Origin of the sequence: Oscillatoria nigro-viridis PCC 7112 (genome assembly GCF_000317475.1) — a bacterium.
GTDB lineage: Bacteria > Cyanobacteriota > Cyanobacteriia > Cyanobacteriales > Microcoleaceae > Microcoleus > Microcoleus nigroviridis.
The window spans coordinates 5,253,652-5,269,909 of record NC_019729.1 but is presented as its reverse complement, the minus strand read 5'-3'; the positions used below and the strand labels follow the sequence as shown (position 1 = coordinate 5,269,909).

Sequence of the window (16,258 nt, the reverse complement as noted above, 5' to 3'; positions counted from 1 at the left end):
GAATCTCAAAAAAACCTCGCGATGAAACAAGGTGGCTGTGCTCGCGTCTCCACCTATCAACCCGCGCATTTGTTGGGAAGCAGGCACTACGAGGGCCCGAGGGGGTGCGGCTGATTTCGCCAAAATAAGACTAATTGCTGGAAACAAGAGGATCGATCGCTACATGGAATTTTCTATCGCTGCACTGCTGGCAAATTTTACAGAAGACAAATTAGTGGCCCCTAAAGCATTGGAGAAAAAACTCGACTGCAACGACGCCACCAGTCAACTCAAACTTCAAATCGCATTAGAAGCTCTAGAGAAAATTGGCATATTAGTCAAAGACAAAGGCCGCTATCGCCGAGTAGCTGAAGACGACGTAGTAGAAGCAAAACTGCGCTGTTCGAGCAAAGGATTTTGCTTTGCAATTCAAGACGCCGAAGGCTCAGAAGACGTTTACGTGCGGGAAAGTCACCTCTCGACAGCTTGGAACGGCGATCGAGTCTTAGTCAAAATCATCAAAGAAGGCAGCCGCCGCCGATCGCCCGAAGGCGAAGTCATGCTCATCCTCGAACGCGCCAACCCCTCGGTACTGGCGCGAGTCAAGCAAACCGCCACCCCCACCGGCCGCGTCAGCTACAGAGCAATCCCCCTGGACGATCGCCTGTTGTTTGAACTAGACTTGCTCGCAAACGGCACAAATCTCCAAGAGGCGATCGACCACCTAGTACACGTCGAAGTCAAACGCTACCCCCTCGGCACCCACCGCCCAGTCGGCAAAGTAGTACAGGTACTCGGTTCCGACGCCGAAGCCGCTGACGACCTCGACATCGTATGCTGCAAACACGACTTGCCGCGATCGTTCCCCGCCGCCGTCATCAAAGCAGCGGAAAATTTGCCGAGCAAAGTCAAAAAAACCGACCTCAAAAAACGCCTAGATTTGCGTAACATTCTGACTGTTAGCTTCAGCAAAAACGAACCGGGAACCAGCAACAGCGAAAACGATCGCCCTCAAGCTCAGGAGGAAAATCTCTCTGAAGGAGGAGGCGAAAACGAGTTTGACCCGACATCATTCCTCTCCGATCCGCCAGTGGAACGCGCTTTGTCGATCGAAACCCTCAAGCCCGGCCGCTGGCAAATAGGAATCCACATCAGCGACGCCGCCGAGTACGTGCAGCCAGAAACCCCGATCGACCGCGAAGCCCGCAAGCGAGGCACCGCCGCCCATCTGGGAGAAAAAATCATCGCCGTACTGCCAGAAACCCTCAACGAGCGCTGCTCCCTGCTGCCAGACAGCGAACGGCTGGCCTTCAGCATACTGCTGACCCTAGACGAATCAGGAGAACTCCTAGAATACGAGATTCAAACCAGCGTCATTCAAATTGACTACCACCTCACCTACGAGCAAGCTCAAGCAATTCTCGAACCAAGCCCCGATTCCGAAGATCACCCTTTGTCCTCGGCCCTCCGTCCTTTCCTAGATCAAATCGGGGCCGCCTCACAGGCTGCCAGACAGACAAGGCTCAAGCGGGGAGCTTTTGAACTAAATTTGCCCGACGCTAACTCTCACTTCGACGACGAAGGCGAATTAGGAGCTTTTGCAGTCGCTCCCCCCGCCCAGTCCGCTGTCTCCGAGTTGGTGGTACTCGCCAACCAAGCCGTAGCCACTCACCTGCAAGCCTTGGGAGTCCCAGCAATCTACCGCGTCCAGCCGATGCCAGACCCGGCAGACATTCAAGAGTTCATCAAACTCTCCAACAACCTCGGAGGCGAACTGTATCTCGAAACCGAAGAAGAAGTTTTGCCCTTGGACTTTCAGCGATTTACCCAGCAGTTTGCCGGTCTCAAGTCCGAAAGAGTTCTCACCTACCTGCTAGAAGACACCATGAAGCCCGCTGTTTACAGCACAACTCCCAAGCCGCACTTCGGTTTGGCGCTGTCAGAGGGTTACACGCGCTGCACTTCGCCGCTTTCCCGCTACGCCGATTTGCTGGTGCTGCGGGTGTTGCAAGCGGTGTTCGAGCAAGGCCGCAGCAGCCGCACAACACGGGCTAAGGAAAAAGTTGACTTGCACCATTCCTCCTGTCACGGTCAAATTACTTGGAATGTTCTCCCCCCAGATTTGCACCACGAATTTGAGACCGAGTTTGCATCGGTAGTAGTACACCTGACGGAACGCGAAAGAGTTGCTGAGGATGCCGAAAGCGATTTGCAGGGATTGAAGAAAACGGGATTGATGAAAGAACGCACCGGTCAAACTTTCCAGGGTTTGATTACAGGTGTGCAGTCTTACGGTTTCTTTGTGGAAATTGAGGTGCGGCCGCCTGAGAGCGATATCCTGCGAGTTGAAGGATTGGTGCACGTTTCTTCGCTGAAGGATGACTGGTACGAATATCGATCGCGCCAGCAAACTCTGGTGGGCCGCAAAAACCGCAATCAGTACCGTTTGGGCGATCGGGTAGAAGTTCAAGTCAAGAGTGTTGACTACTACCGCCAGCAAATTGATTTAGTTGCAGTTGGCGGCGGCAGCCAAGCTTTTGATGATGATGAATAATCACTTGACAGTTGAGAGTTGACTGTTGATTTTCCTCAATACTTAGTTGTCATTGTCTAGCAACTAAGTATTTAGAGGTTGGCGACAAACTATACTCAGCAATCATCAAAAAATAATTAACGACTAATACCAAATCCGGTAGCATCGTCGCGCGTCAAATCCAGTCAAAACTCAACAATCACAGACGGTGCAACCAGAATTTATATAATTTATCTGCGTTAATCTGTGTTAATCTGCCATCATCTGCGGTAAAAAAAAGATCATTTCAGCAAGCGCAGATGACAAGAAATTGACGCAGATTCACGCCGATGAAGAGAAGAGATATCGGAATAATTTCACTGCTAACAAGTTCGATCTAACCACTAATTACTAACAACAGTCAACCCTCAACTAACAAATAACTAATGACGAATAACTACCCCCTCATTGTAGGAGTTACCGGTGCATCGGGACTGATTTATGCGGTGCGAACATTGAAATATTTGTTGGAAGCCGATCGCGCTGTGGAACTGGTAGCATCGAAATCTACTTACATGGTTTGGCAAAGCGAACAGAACACCCGAATGCCCGCAGAACCGACGCTACAAGAGGAATTCTGGCGGGAACAAGCAGGAGTGCCCACAATGGGTAAACTCCGGTGCCATCCTTGGCAAGATGTCGGTGCTAATATTGCTAGTGGCTCCTTTCGTACCCAAGGGATGATGATTATTCCCTGTAGCATGAGTACACTAGGCAAGTTGGCGGCTGGCTTGAGCTCGGATTTGCTCGAAAGAGCGGCCGACGTTCAGCTCAAGGAAGGGAGAAAATTGGTACTCGTGCCTCGGGAAACGCCTTTTAGCTTGATTCACCTGCGGAATTTGACTACCTTGGCAGAAGCTGGAGCTAGAATTGTGCCAGCGATTCCCGCTTGGTATCACAATCCGCAAACTATTGAAGATTTGGTAGACTTTGTGGTGGCTCGCGCTTTAGACCAGTTGGGGATTGATTGCGTTCCTCTCAAACGCTGGAAGGAAGAAGAAGGGAGTTAGTTGACAGTTGACAGTTGACAGTTGACGGTTGACAGTTGACAGTTGACAGGAAAGCAGTTGACAGTAACAACCAATAACCAATAACCAGTAACTGACAACATACAACTGACAACTGTCAACAAACAAATTCTTAATATTTTTAATATGCGACCTGTATTTTTGCTAGTAATTGTGGTGGGGCTGACTATTTTTGCCCTGCAAAATGTGGAGCCGGCATTATCGCTGGTATTTTTGGGAGTTCGATCGCCTGCTGTGCCCTTATCTATCTGGATTTTGCTGAGCATGGCGGTGGGAGCTCTCACATCTTTATTGATTTCTGGTTTGCTGGCTTTTTCAAATTATCTATCTGCAACGCGAGACCGCACCGGCCGATCGAGTCGCAGCCGTCCCGATACTTTCCCAGAGGACAGCAGAACGCCTTACACGCCGCCTCCCCCTCCCAGAAAACAGGGAATTGACCCGGATCTGAATAGGGAAAATAGTCAAACTCAGGCTGCTGGTTCCTACCGAACTGAGTACGGCACGTCGGCGGGTTACAGTGCCCGGACTTTCCAGCAAGAAACTCCGAACCCTGCTGGGGCGAAGGATTACGCTCAACCGGGGACTTATGGAGCGACAGACGATGAGGATGATTGGGTCTCAGATAGCTCAAAATCGCGTTCTCAAGGGGCTGATGACGATTGGGGGGACGATCGCGATTTTCCCGATCGACCGCAGGTCAATGATGTTCCAGCGTCAAATCCGAGGGATTACGAAGCTAAACAGGAACCGAAAAGCAAGTCTTGGGCTGGCTCAGTATATTCTTACGGCTATCGAGATCCGAGCCAGTCTGGGGTGGGGCAAACTGAGGCTGTATACGATGCGGAGTATCGAGTGCTGATTCCCCCGCAAGAAGCAATACCTAAACCCGCTGATGAAGCACCAATAAATCCTCTTGCAGAAGCAGAGGATGATTGGGGATTGGATGAGGGTGATGAGTTTGATGACGATGATGACCTCAGTGGCGGCTCGATTAACCTGAAAAAATAGAAAAATATCGGAGGATTTGGCAGTGGATGGGTTGAGGGGAGTAAATATCTATCTTGTCGGGATGATGGGTGCGGGAAAAACAACGGTGGGGCGGATTTTGGCAAAAAAATTAAAATACCGTTTTTTTGATACTGATGAACTAATTGTTCGAGTTACTAATCAGTCAATTGCTGAGATTTTCGATCGAGAAGGGGAAGAGGCTTTTCGGGAACTAGAAACTAAAGTGCTCGGTGAGTTGTCTGCTTATAAAAATTCGGTCGTGGCTACGGGGGGCGGCATTGTGACGCGATCGATGAATTGGGGTTACTTGCACTACGGTGTAGTAGTTTGGCTGGATGTGCCTGTAGATCAACTGTACGATCGACTGCGTTCGGACACCGCTCGACCCCTACTGCAGGAGGGCGAGATTAAATCTAAGCTGCAAAGCCTTTTGAACGAGCGAGAGCGTTTATACACTCAAGCAGATGTCCGAGTCTGTGCTGGTGTAGGCGAAAGGGCTGAAGCAATGGCGACTAGGGCGATCGAGGAAATCCAAAAAGTTATCAAACCAGAAACCGGGCCCGATCTCAATTGATACATTCAGAAACCCGGTTGCTGAGAAAATAACAGGTTTCTCAGGACTTTTGGTATTAGTTCCCAAAAATAATGCAACCCTACGCAAGCTCCAAACCACCAGCTTCATCAGTTATTCCCCAAATCTAAAATCTAAAATCTCAAATGGTATGACTTCGGTGAAAATACTGATTTTTGTCTGAGTGTGTCCGTTTAACCACCCCATGTTTGGGAATCCACCGGGTTTGACTGGATGTGATGCGTAACTTTTAGAAGTATGAGGATGTGGCGATGCGGAGATTTTATACAAGAACTAATGGCAGACTCATCTAATGCGTTAAAGCCGGCTATTGAGTTCTCCCTAAAAATAAAATGGCCCCACCGCTGAAGGGCTGTAGGGCGCAAGGACAGTTAAACGCTAACTTGATTGTCGGGAAATTTAGCATCAATGCTATCCTCCTATGTGACGATTTTACGATCGTCCATTCACTCATCAATTTTCCCGTATCAAAAAATGTAACCCAGCACCGATCGAATTCTACCTGTCCTATTCTAAAAACAATACCTCATGCATTCTGACTAGCAGCTCCCTAAAGCTGCTTTTTTATTGCGATCTAGTTTTTGGCTGCGGGACTTGCGGGCTCTTGGCAATAACATTTTGAGCAACAGTCGCTACAGTTCAATACTGCCCTAGGGATTTTCAGTTCCATTCCAGGTTTGTAGGTAATTGGTAATCGGGAATTAGTAACGCGCAACGGGGAATCGGCCATTGACAAGCTGTACCTCACGAGGCTTGAAAACAGCTATGATTGCGGCGCGGAAGGGGGAATTAATCCGGGGGTGGGGGATTGAAAAAAAATAAGCTGTATTTATTGATGGGCGATCCGATCGTTTTCGGCTAAATATCCGTTGCGAGTTATAGAATTTGGTTGGATGAATTTCCCGTTCCTCATTAAGAGAATACGAGCCTGCCTGTCTTTAGCCAAAACTCGATCGCTCCGCCCAACCCCACACCTGTTAAAGAAATGGTAGCTAATACCGCAAAAGCCCGCCAATTCTTCCAACCAGACATTTGAATATCGAGTCTTGCCAAAGCTCCGGCTGAAATCAAGAGTAAACAAGTAGCAAAAAGGTGCATCCAGGCAAAAATTACCACTGCCACAAAAGCTCCTACAATAATAGAAAGAAAAGCACCGATATCACTCGAAAACCACCGCAGAATTAAGGCTTTTATGTCTCTCAGAGGGAACGACAAGCCGACAGCCAACACTAAAATTGAAGCTATGGCTAGAAACCAAGTCAGGTGGGGGGGAACATCAAACTCAGATAATTTCCAGCCCAAAGTGAAATAAGTCACAAAAAGTAGAGTTAGGGAAACCCAAGAGTTTTTTTTCATCCAATGACACAATTAGGAGAACCGGGCAAAAAGAGATGACGATCCCGATGAGTTTCTACCGGGTCTAGAGGTTAGTAGAAATAGCTTGGACCGGACAGGTAGGGATGCACTGCTCGCAAACGATACACCGCGATCGGGCAAAACTTAGTTTAAAGCTTTCTCGGTCAAGGGTCAAGGCTTCTGTCGGGCAAACCCCCGTACACAAACCGCAGTCAACGCAGATATCTTCGTCTATGAGTATTTCCCGACTGGCTAGGGAAACGCCGATATTTTGCGATCGCATCCAGTCGATCGCCGCTTCTAGTTGGTCGATGTCCCCTGATAACTCTAACACCAGTTTGCCCACTTGATTCGGAGCCACCTGAGCGCGGATAATGTTGGCTGCAACATTAAAATCCTTTGCCAGTCGATAGGTGACAGGCATTTGGATCGATCGTTGGGGAAACGTCAGTGTTACCCGTTTTTTCACCCTGCAAGTCCTCGGTAATTTACAAACAATCTTTGTTATCTTATGTTTTAGCGCACTCGATCTAAATTACTGCCTTTAGCACAAATTTTCATGAGATGGGTCTGATTATCTCAAAATGTGGTATAATCTGAAACTATTATTTAAAATAAAAACATAAAAATCAAAGCGCAACTTATTTTATGACTCAGAATTCCCCCAAGTCAACAGTCGTCCCCGCAGCCAAAAATCCCGAAACAAAAGTCGCCACGCGCCTCAGAAATTTATTGATCGTGTTAGCAGCGATCGTGCTGTCAATATCCATCTTCCTCGGGCTGCAAACCCAAACGCCGTCAAGCAGTCTCACCGATATGGCAAAAGCTTCAACGCCATTAGAAACAGCTTTGATAAACGGCAAACCGACCCTCATGGAATTTTATGCTAATTGGTGCGGTAGCTGTCAGGCAATGGCTAACGATCTGAGGGACATCAAACAGAAATATGCCGAACCGCTAAATTTTGTGATGCTGAATGTAGACAATGACAAATGGCTGCCAGAAATTACCAAATATCGAGTAGATGGCATCCCGCACTTTGTCTATTTGAACGATAAAGGCAGTGCCGTTGCTGAAACGATGGGCGAAATGCCGCGCAGTATTATGGAAGCTAACTTAGAAGCTTTAATTGCAGGAAAACCTCTGCCACACGTCCAAGCGGGAGGTCAAGTTTCTAATTTTACTCCCCCCACAGGGCCTGTGAAAACAAGTAGCTCCGACCCCCGCGCCCACGGCTCTCAAGTACAGTAAAAGAAGGAAGTTCGGCAACGGATTCGCTTTCTTCGGATGTAACGGATGTCAACAAGAAGGAAGTTCGGTAACTGATGTAACGGATGTCAGCAAGAAGGAAGAGGGAAGAAGACTTTAGGAACAGGCAAGATGCCTGTGAAGCGAGAAAGTTTATTTGTTGTGGAACAGGCATCTTGCCTGTTCCTGATTGCGGTAACTTACAGAGATTCAAAAGCCCCTCGCAATTTCTGCCAATCTGTGTTTTGGGCGATCGACTACCTCTAAAGGAATATTCAAAAAAACATTTTTGACAATTTATTAAAATTTATTATACTACTTGTCAGGTGCGGAGCGTAAATATTCTCTCAATCCCGATACAAAATACAGCCTGACCGAAAACAATTTGGTTGCCAGCGCCCCGATTCATTTTTTTGTAGGGTGACTGACTGGGTAAACTTTTCAATTCTTTAATCTAAAATCTAAAATCTAAAATCGAATGACCCCCGACAAACCCGGATTCAGTATTAGCGCGACGGCCATTCGCCGCCACATCGGCACCCTCATGCTGACACTTGCTATTATAATCGTGGGCTTTTTCTACATCACCCAACTGCCCGTTGACTTGCTGCCCTCCATCACCTATCCCCGGATTGGCGTGCGCTTAAACGCCCCCGGAGTCTCCCCAGAAGTAGCAATAGACGAAGTTACCCGCCCCCTCGAACAAGGACTTTCCGCCACTGAAGGCGTCATGCAAGTTTTCTCGCGGACTCGCGAAGGACAAGTCAGCGTCGATTTATTCTTCAAACCCGGGGGCAACATCGACCAGGCTCTCAACGACGCCACCGCCGCTGTCAACCGCATCCGCAACCGACTTCCCGATACAGTTGAATCGCCCACTCTCTTCAAAGTTGACCCTTCCCAGCAGCCGATTTACGAATTTGCCCTCACTTCCAACTCCTTGCAAGGAGTGGATTTGCGCGTATTTGCCGACGAAGAATTATCCAGAGAATTAAACGTAATTCCAGGAATCGCAGCAATTGACGTTGCCGGCGGCGTGCAAGAAGAAATTCAAGTAAATATTGACTTAAATCGGTTGCAATCTTTAGGTGTCAGTATTTCCGACGTTTTATCAGCGCTCGAGTCCCGCAACCTCGACACTTCCGGCGGGCGGCTGCGGCAAGAAGCAGCGGAACCTTTAACCCGCACCGTCGGGCGGTTTCGGAATGCAAAAGAAATTCAGGAAATTTCTTTTCAAGCATCGGGTTCTAATCCGCCCAAACGAGTGTTTTTGCGCGATTTTGCTCGGGTAATTGACGGTACAGAAGAAGAACGAGTTAAAGTATTTCTCAATCAGAAATCAGCCGTAAAAATTAGCATTCAAAAGCAGCCGGACGCGAATACAATCTCAGTTGTAGACGGCATCAAAAAGCGGCTAGAAGAATTAAAAGAATCCGGGGCAATTCCCGAAGGCACGACTATCGTCAATACCTTCGACGAGTCTAAGTTCATCCGCGATTCTATTAGCAACGTCTTATTTTCTGGTTTGACCGGGGCTGTTTTAGCGGGGGCTGCTGTTTTGCTGTTCCTCGCTTCCCTGCGCCAAACTTTGATTATTGTCTTGGCAATTCCCCTCGCAACTTTAATGGCGATTATCCTGATGGGAGTTTTTGGCCTATCTCTGAACGTTTTCAGTTTGGGCGGTTTGGCGCTGGGTGTGGGAATTGTGGTCGATAACTCGATCGTGATGCTGGAGAATATTGTCGAAGGAACCAGCAATACAAACAGTGCCAACGGCAAGCAGCGTTTAAGTAACAAGCAGTTGATTCAGCAAGCAGAAAAAAGCAGCCAAGAATTAGAATCAGCTTTATTTGCTTCCACCATGACTAACTTAGTTGCCGTACTGCCATTTTTGCTAATAGGCGGCTTAGTTTCCTTGCTTTTCAACGAATTAATTCTCACCATCACCTTTTCCGTCGCCGCCTCTCTGATTGTCGGATTGACAGTTGTACCGATGATGGCTTCTCGACTGCTAGCGCTGCGGGTATCCAGCGGTTTGAGCAAGTTTTGGCCGCTGCGCGCATTCGATCGAGCTTTTACCAATGCTACCGCCGGTTACGGTAAATTTTTATCGGGCATAGTGCGGTGGCGGTTGACGATCATTGCAGTAGCAATTATTGGATTGGGCGGCGGCAGTTGGCTGATGGCCGGTCAAATCCCCCAGGAAATATTGCCGAGAATTAACACCGGTCAAGCGAGATTGTTTGCTTTGTTTCCTGCCGGCACAAATTTGGCAACCAACCAAAAAATCATGGCAGAAGCGGATAAAATTATCCTCAGCCAACCAGAAACTCTGTACACTTTGACGACAGTGGGCGGGCTGTTGTTCGGCAACAATACGGTTGAGAATGTGCTGCGCGGCGGCTGCAACATTACGCTGAAACCTGGCACCAATACATTGAATTTTGTGCAGCGAGTTACGCAAGAATTGAATAAAAAAATTGATTTGCCCAAAAATACCCGTTTGCGCCTGAATCCAGAAAATGTGCGGGGTTTGATCTTAACTAATTCGCCAGTGCGCGGCGCTGAAGTTGATGTCCTGCTTCAGGGCGAAAACGAACAAATATTGCAGCAAACAGGCCGCGAGATATTGGCAACTTTGGATCGGAAGGTAACTTTAGCTACTTTTCGCCCGGATGCAGACCCGCAGCAGCCGGAAGTGCAGATTCGCCCCAACTGGGAACAAGCGGAAATCTACGGGTTGAATGCGAGGCAAATCGGAGAGGCGATTCAGACAGCAATTCAAGGTTCTGTTCCCACGCAATTGCAGCGGGGAAACCGTTTGGTTGATGTGCGGGTACAGTTCGATCGCGCTTCTGTTCAATCGATTTCTGCACTAAAATTTATCCCTTTAACTGCTAGGGATAACAGCATTATCCGCTTGAGCGATGTGGCGAATATTGAACTGGGAAAAGCGCCTGGGGAAATTCAAAGGCTTAACCAGCGCCAAGTTTTCCTGATTGCTGGGAATGTTAATAAGGGCGCGAGTTTGGGCGAGGCTTTGAAACAAGTGGATGCAGTTTTGTCGGAAATCAAATTGCCACCAGGAGTGCGAGTTATACCGAGTTCTGCGGCGGAAACTAACCGGGAATTGCAAAGTTCGCTGATTGTTTTGGGATCTTTGGCGGCGTTTTTGGTATTTGTGGTGATGGCGGTGCAGTACAATTCGCTTGTCGATCCGCTGGTGATTATGTTAACGGTGCCGCTGGCTTTGGCTGGGGGGATTTTCGGGCTGTATGCGACTAAAACTGCGATCGGCGCAACGGTGATTGTGGGGGCGATTTTGCTGGTGGGAATTGTGGTAAATAATGCGATTATTATGGTGGAGTTGGCGAACCAAATTCTGGAAGATGAAAAGGTCGATCGCACCACAGCAATTCTCAGGGCGGCACCTCAGCGCTTGCGTCCGATTTTGATGACAACTATTACCACAGTTTTGGGTTTATTCCCCCTAGCTTTGGGCATTGGAGACGGTTCGGAATTCTTGCAACCGCTGGGTGTGGTGGTGTTTTCCGGTTTGTCGCTGGCGACGCTGCTGACGCTGTTTATTATTCCCTGTTTCTATATTTTGCTGCACGATTTCTTCGGGATGTTTGCAGCGAAGAAGAAACCGCAGGTGGTGGCTATTCCCGTGCAGAAGGCGGGGAGAAAGAATGCGAATTTGTAATAATTTAGTGCCAGCAAATACGCGCTTTTCCCACAATCCGACAGGGAATGAATTCCCTGCCTCATAGCGAAAGTCGGTTAAAACCGACTGTAGATTTTGACGGGAAGTGCGAGGGATTTTAGTCCTCTTGAGCGAGGACTTTTGCTATGAGACAGGGAATGAATTCCCTGTCGGACTGCCTCATAGCGAAAGTCGGTTAAAACCGACTGTAGATTTTGAGGAAAAATACGATCTATTTCAGTCCTCTTTGAGAGGACTTTTGCTATGAGACAGGGAATTCATTCCCTGTCGGACTGTCGGATTTACCAACAATACCGATACTGCATGTGATGTGAAGTTGACGCGCCGATAATTAGTCGGTAAGGTGCGTCAGTAAACAGTCTCTGACTCCCTCCCCAAAGAAATTCCCGACTGACGCACCCTACGATAAATGCTGCAAGATTTCAGTTAAAATAGAGCTTATTTACGCTGAAATATCTTTATGCTGATTTTACCAAAATATGAAAAACAAATTGACTGGTCGTTCTCACACATAAATCAACGCACTGATTCCGAGTGGACGATTGCGACAAGTTGCGATAGCAAAAAAGTCACTTTAGTCGATCGTAACTTCTCCCCACAATACGAATACCAGCTTCCCGACGACGCAATTAGCTGTTTAGCCATCAGTCCCAAAGGCTATTTGCTGGCAGCAATTATGGCCAATGGCAATCATTTAGCAATTATGACAGCAGAAAACCAGCTAGTTTTTGAACAACAGCTACCTAACCCTCCTGTTAAGTATTATAACGAGAATGGATTTCAGGATTGCTGGTTTGATGCAGACGGCTTGCGTTTTTGGTGCATGAAATTAATTGAAGCTCAAGAAGTCGAAATTCAAATTCGCGATACCAATTCATGGCAAATCCAGCGAAAACTTTTGCTCAAAGACCCTTTTGGATGGAGTTCCTTCTCGTTTCACCCGCACCCAGAAAATCAAATTTTAGCTATTTGGGCTGCTGCCGGTCAGGACGGACAGCAAGTCTACTGGCTTTATGATGATGGTATCAAAATTCATGCCGTAGAGGTTGCGTGTTTGGCGGACACAAGTCCTCCAGTATTTCACCCTGCAGGTAGCGAATTTTTGGTACTAGATGATTCTGAGAGAGAACTCAGTCGGTTCAGTTTTCCTGACTGCAATCTCCTCGGTCAATGCAAATGGCCTTGGCCTGATTCGGATGATGGTTTTGGGTATTGTATATGTTACCTATCAGACAATCGCATTCTGATTAATACTAATGAAGGGATAATGTATCAAATCGATCTTGAAAAAATGGAGATATCAGATGAACTGATTTTAAGCGGTCATGAACCCCGTCCTTCTGAAGAACTTTACCCTAATCTCAAGGATGTTAAAGAAGGGCGTTGCAGCGACTTGGACTGTTTTTATCGATTTGATTCAGATAGGATTCTTTCCGTTCACTCACAACTGCCGAGTCAAGAACTTAACTCTAAACAGAAGACATTAGTTACCTTCGGGGGAAAAGAACTGTTTGGTTCGCTGGCGAAGGTACAAGAATCCGCACCTTACAGTAAATTATTCATTCAATCTTTAGGCATTTCTTAAGGATTTTCAATACAAAACGCTTCTTGTGCCGTGTTAGCTTTTCACTCGCTTTCCCACAATCCGACAGGGGTTGAAACCCCTGCCTCATAGCGAAAGTCGGTTGAAACCGACTGTAGATTTTGAGGGGAAGTGCGAGGGATTTTAGTCCTCTTTTAGAAGACTTTTGCTATGAGACAGGGAATGAATTCCCTGTCGGACTGCCTCATAGCGAAAGTCGGTTAAAAACCGACTGTAGATTTTGAGGAAAAATACGATCTATTTCAGTCCTCTTTGAGAGGACTTTTGCTATGAGACAGGGAATTCATTCCCTGTCGGACTGTCGGACTGTCGGATTTACCAACAATACTGGTACTGCATTTGATGTTAAGTTGACGCGCCGATAATTAGTCGGTAAGGTGCGTCAGTAAACAGTCTCTGACTCCCCAAAGCAATTCCAGACTGACGCACCCTACGATAAATGCTGCAAGATTTCAGTTAAAATAGAGCCTATCTACGCTGAAATATCTTTATGCTGATTTTACCAAAACATGAAATACAAATTGATGACAGTATCTTACACATAAATCAACGAATTGATTCCGAGTGGGCTTTTGCAACAAGCTGCGACAACAAAGTTACCGTGCGCGATCGCAACTTGTCGCCAAAATACGAATACCAGCTTCCCGACGAAATTAGCTGTTTAGCCCTTAATCTCAAAGGCGATTTGCTGGCAGCAATTATGGCAAATGGCAATCACTTAGCAATTGTGACAGCAGAAAACCAGATCCTCTTTGAAGAACTCTTACCTAACCCTCCTGTTAAGTTTTCGTATAGCAACAATAGATTTATGGACTGCTGGTTTGATGCAGACGGCGTGCATTTTTGGTGTATCAAATTAATTGAAGGCGAGGAAGTCGAGATTCAAATTCGCGATACTAATTCATGGCATATCCAGCGAAAAATTAGGCTCAAAGACCCTTTTTATGGCCGTGGATTCTTGTTTCAACGACACCCAGAAAATCAAATTTTAGCTGTTTGGACTACCGAGGGTCAGGGCGAATCGCAAATCTATTGGCTTTATGATGATGGTATGACAATTCATGCCGTAGAGGTTCTCTGTGCCGATGATTACATGGGGCCTCCAGAATTTCACCCTGCTGGTGGCGAATTTCTAATAGTACATGATTGCGGCCGAAAAATCAGCCGATTCAGTTTTCCTGACCGCAATCTACTGGGAATATGCGAATGGCCTTGGCCTGGGCTGAGTGACGGTTTTGGTAGCTATATGTGCTACCTTTCAGACGATCGCATTCTAGTTAATACTGATGAAGGGCTCATGTATCTAATCGATCTTAACAAAATGGAAATATCTGATCAACTAATTTTAAGCGGTCATGAACCGCGCTCGTGTAAAGAACTTTACCCTACTCTCAAGGATGTTGAAGAAGGGCTTTGCGGCGACTTGCACTATTTCTATCGTTGGGATTCAGATAGCATTCTGTCCGTTCATTCACAAATCCTCACTCAAGAACCTCGCTCTAAACAGAAGACATTAGTTACCTTCGGGGGAAAAGAACTGTTTGGTTCGCTGGCGAAGGTACAACAATCCGCACCCTACAGTAAATTATTCATTCAATCTTTAGGCATTTCTTAAGGATTTTTAATACAAAACGCTTCTTGTGCCGTGTTAGCTTTTCACTCGCTTTCCCAGAATCCGACAGGGGTTGAAACCCCTGCCTCATAGCGAAAGTCGGTTAAAACCGACTGTAGATTTTGACGGGAAGTGCGATCGATTTTAGTCCTCTTTCAGAGGACTTTTGCTATGAGACAGGGAATTCATTCCCTGTCGGACTGTCGGACTCACAAACAATATCGGTGCTGCATTTGATGTTAAGCTGACACACCCTACTAAAATTAGTCAGTCAGGTGCATTTGACACGATCGCATTATTATGTTACAATAATACTACAAGATAACAAACTTAAACAAAAATGCCCTACGAAAAATTAGACATATCAACCCCAAAACCAGTATTATCTTGGGCAAATCACGCCCTGGGCGAAAAAGAAACCAAGATGGCCGCAAACGTAGCATCTTTGCCCTTTGTATTCAAACACGTCGCCCTAATGCCCGACGTACATTTAGGAAAAGGTGCTTTAGTCGGTTCAGTAATTGCCACAAAAGAAGCGATTATTCCGGCTGCTGTGGGCGTGGATATTGGCTGCGGTATGATGGCGGTGAAAATGCCTTTCACCGCCAACAAATTAGAAGGGAAACTCAAACTAATTCGACTCGACATCGAAGCCGCAATTCCCGTGGGATTTGCGGAAAATAAAGAAGTAGAAAAAACGGTCACTAACTGGCAGGGATGGCGAGAATTTAAGGAACTTCATCAAGGCGTGCAGCACCAAGATAATAAAGCTTTAAAACAAATGGGTTCCCTCGGCGGCGGCAATCATTTTATTGAGGTTTGCGTTGATACTGAAAACTTTGTTTGGCTGATGCTGCATTCCGGTTCTCGCGGCATTGGAAATTTGCTCGCACAGCACCATATCGACACTGCAAAAGATTTAGCTAAACTGGCAGAAATTAGTTTGGCTGACAAAGATTTGGCTTATTTTGTAGCGGGTACGCCGGAGTTTGCGGCTTATTGGCACGATTTGCAGTGGGCGCAAGATTATGCTCGTTTTAATCGCGATGTAATGATGAATCGGTTTAAGCGAATTGTGGAAAAGCACGTTGCGGGCGGCAAATCTGTTAAGCCGTTATTAGAGGTGAATTGCCACCACAATTACGCGGAAAAAGAGGTGCATTTTGGGGAAGAGGTGTATGTGACTCGCAAGGGTGCGGTGCGCGCGGATGTAGAGGATTACGGGATTATTCCGGGTTCGATGGGGGCGAAATCTTTTATTGTTAAAGGGAAGGGAAATGCTGAAAGTTACTGTAGTTGCAGTCACGGTGCGGGGCGGTTGATGTCTCGCAATCAAGCGAAGAATGTATTTACTCTCGATGATTTTGTGCGGCAGACTGAGGGAGTTGAGTGCCGGAAAGATGAGCAATTTTTAGATGAAATTCCGGGGGCTTATAAGCCGATCGATCTGGTGATGAGTCAGCAGTCGGATTTGGTGGAAGTTGTGGCGACTTTGAAGCAGGTGGTTTGCGTGAAGGGGTGACAGAAACT

12 protein-coding genes are annotated in these 16,258 nt (G+C 46.9%); 10 read left to right on the top strand and 2 right to left on the bottom strand.

Annotated features, from left to right (window positions below; translation table 11 throughout):
* Positions 1 to 163 precede the first annotated feature (163 nt).
* The 4 genes from OSC7112_RS21990 (at position 164) to OSC7112_RS21975 (ending at position 5,164) form a co-directional block, all read left to right on the top strand.
* The gene (locus tag OSC7112_RS21990; protein ID WP_015177971.1) at positions 164 to 2,533 is read left to right on the top strand and encodes a ribonuclease R family protein; all 2,370 of its coding nucleotides are present in this window, start codon (positions 164 to 166) and stop codon (positions 2,531 to 2,533) included.
* A 404-nt stretch (positions 2,534 to 2,937) separates the two neighbouring features.
* Positions 2,938 to 3,561 carry a flavin prenyltransferase UbiX gene (locus OSC7112_RS21985; RefSeq protein ID WP_015177970.1) on the top strand — a complete coding sequence of 208 codons (624 nt, stop codon included), beginning with the start codon at positions 2,938 to 2,940 and terminating at the stop codon, positions 3,559 to 3,561.
* 144 nt (positions 3,562 to 3,705) lie between these two features.
* On the top strand, positions 3,706 to 4,590 hold the full coding sequence (locus OSC7112_RS21980) for a LapA family protein (RefSeq protein WP_015177969.1): 885 nt from the start codon (positions 3,706 to 3,708) through the stop codon (positions 4,588 to 4,590).
* A gap of 22 nt (positions 4,591 to 4,612) precedes the next feature.
* A complete protein-coding gene (locus tag OSC7112_RS21975; protein WP_015177968.1) occupies positions 4,613 to 5,164 on the top strand; it encodes a shikimate kinase in 552 nt (183 codons plus the stop codon).
* Between the two features lie 930 nt (positions 5,165 to 6,094).
* Here the strand turns inward: OSC7112_RS21975 and OSC7112_RS21970 are convergent.
* The gene (locus OSC7112_RS21970) at positions 6,095 to 6,538 is read right to left on the bottom strand and encodes a hypothetical protein (RefSeq protein ID WP_015177967.1); all 444 of its coding nucleotides are present in this window, start codon (positions 6,536 to 6,538) and stop codon (positions 6,095 to 6,097) included.
* 64 nt (positions 6,539 to 6,602) lie between these two features.
* On the bottom strand, positions 6,603 to 7,007 hold the full coding sequence (locus OSC7112_RS21965) for an NIL domain-containing protein (RefSeq protein WP_015177966.1): 405 nt from the start codon (positions 7,005 to 7,007) through the stop codon (positions 6,603 to 6,605).
* 179 nt (positions 7,008 to 7,186) lie between these two features.
* Between OSC7112_RS21965 and OSC7112_RS21960 the strand changes: the two genes are divergently transcribed.
* From OSC7112_RS21960 to OSC7112_RS21940, 6 genes are all read left to right on the top strand, one after another.
* Positions 7,187 to 7,789 carry a thioredoxin family protein gene (locus OSC7112_RS21960; RefSeq protein ID WP_015177965.1) on the top strand — a complete coding sequence of 201 codons (603 nt, stop codon included), beginning with the start codon at positions 7,187 to 7,189 and terminating at the stop codon, positions 7,787 to 7,789.
* Positions 7,790 to 7,918: 129 nt separating this feature from the next.
* Entirely contained in the window at positions 7,919 to 8,053 is a 135-nt protein-coding gene (locus tag OSC7112_RS41880) for a hypothetical protein (RefSeq protein WP_263053540.1), read from the top strand.
* Positions 8,054 to 8,264: 211 nt separating this feature from the next.
* Entirely contained in the window at positions 8,265 to 11,492 is a 3,228-nt protein-coding gene (locus tag OSC7112_RS21955; protein WP_015177964.1) for an efflux RND transporter permease subunit, read from the top strand.
* A 481-nt stretch (positions 11,493 to 11,973) separates the two neighbouring features.
* Complete coding sequence (locus tag OSC7112_RS21950) at positions 11,974 to 13,098, top strand: hypothetical protein (RefSeq protein ID WP_015177963.1); 1,125 nt, start codon at positions 11,974 to 11,976, stop codon at positions 13,096 to 13,098.
* 508 nt (positions 13,099 to 13,606) lie between these two features.
* Positions 13,607 to 14,731 (top strand): hypothetical protein, encoded by a 1,125-nt coding sequence (locus tag OSC7112_RS21945; protein ID WP_015177962.1) that lies wholly within the window; start codon positions 13,607 to 13,609, stop codon positions 14,729 to 14,731.
* A gap of 337 nt (positions 14,732 to 15,068) precedes the next feature.
* On the top strand, positions 15,069 to 16,250 hold the full coding sequence (locus tag OSC7112_RS21940; RefSeq protein WP_015177961.1) for an RtcB family protein: 1,182 nt from the start codon (positions 15,069 to 15,071) through the stop codon (positions 16,248 to 16,250).
* Positions 16,251 to 16,258: the final 8 nt, after the last annotated feature.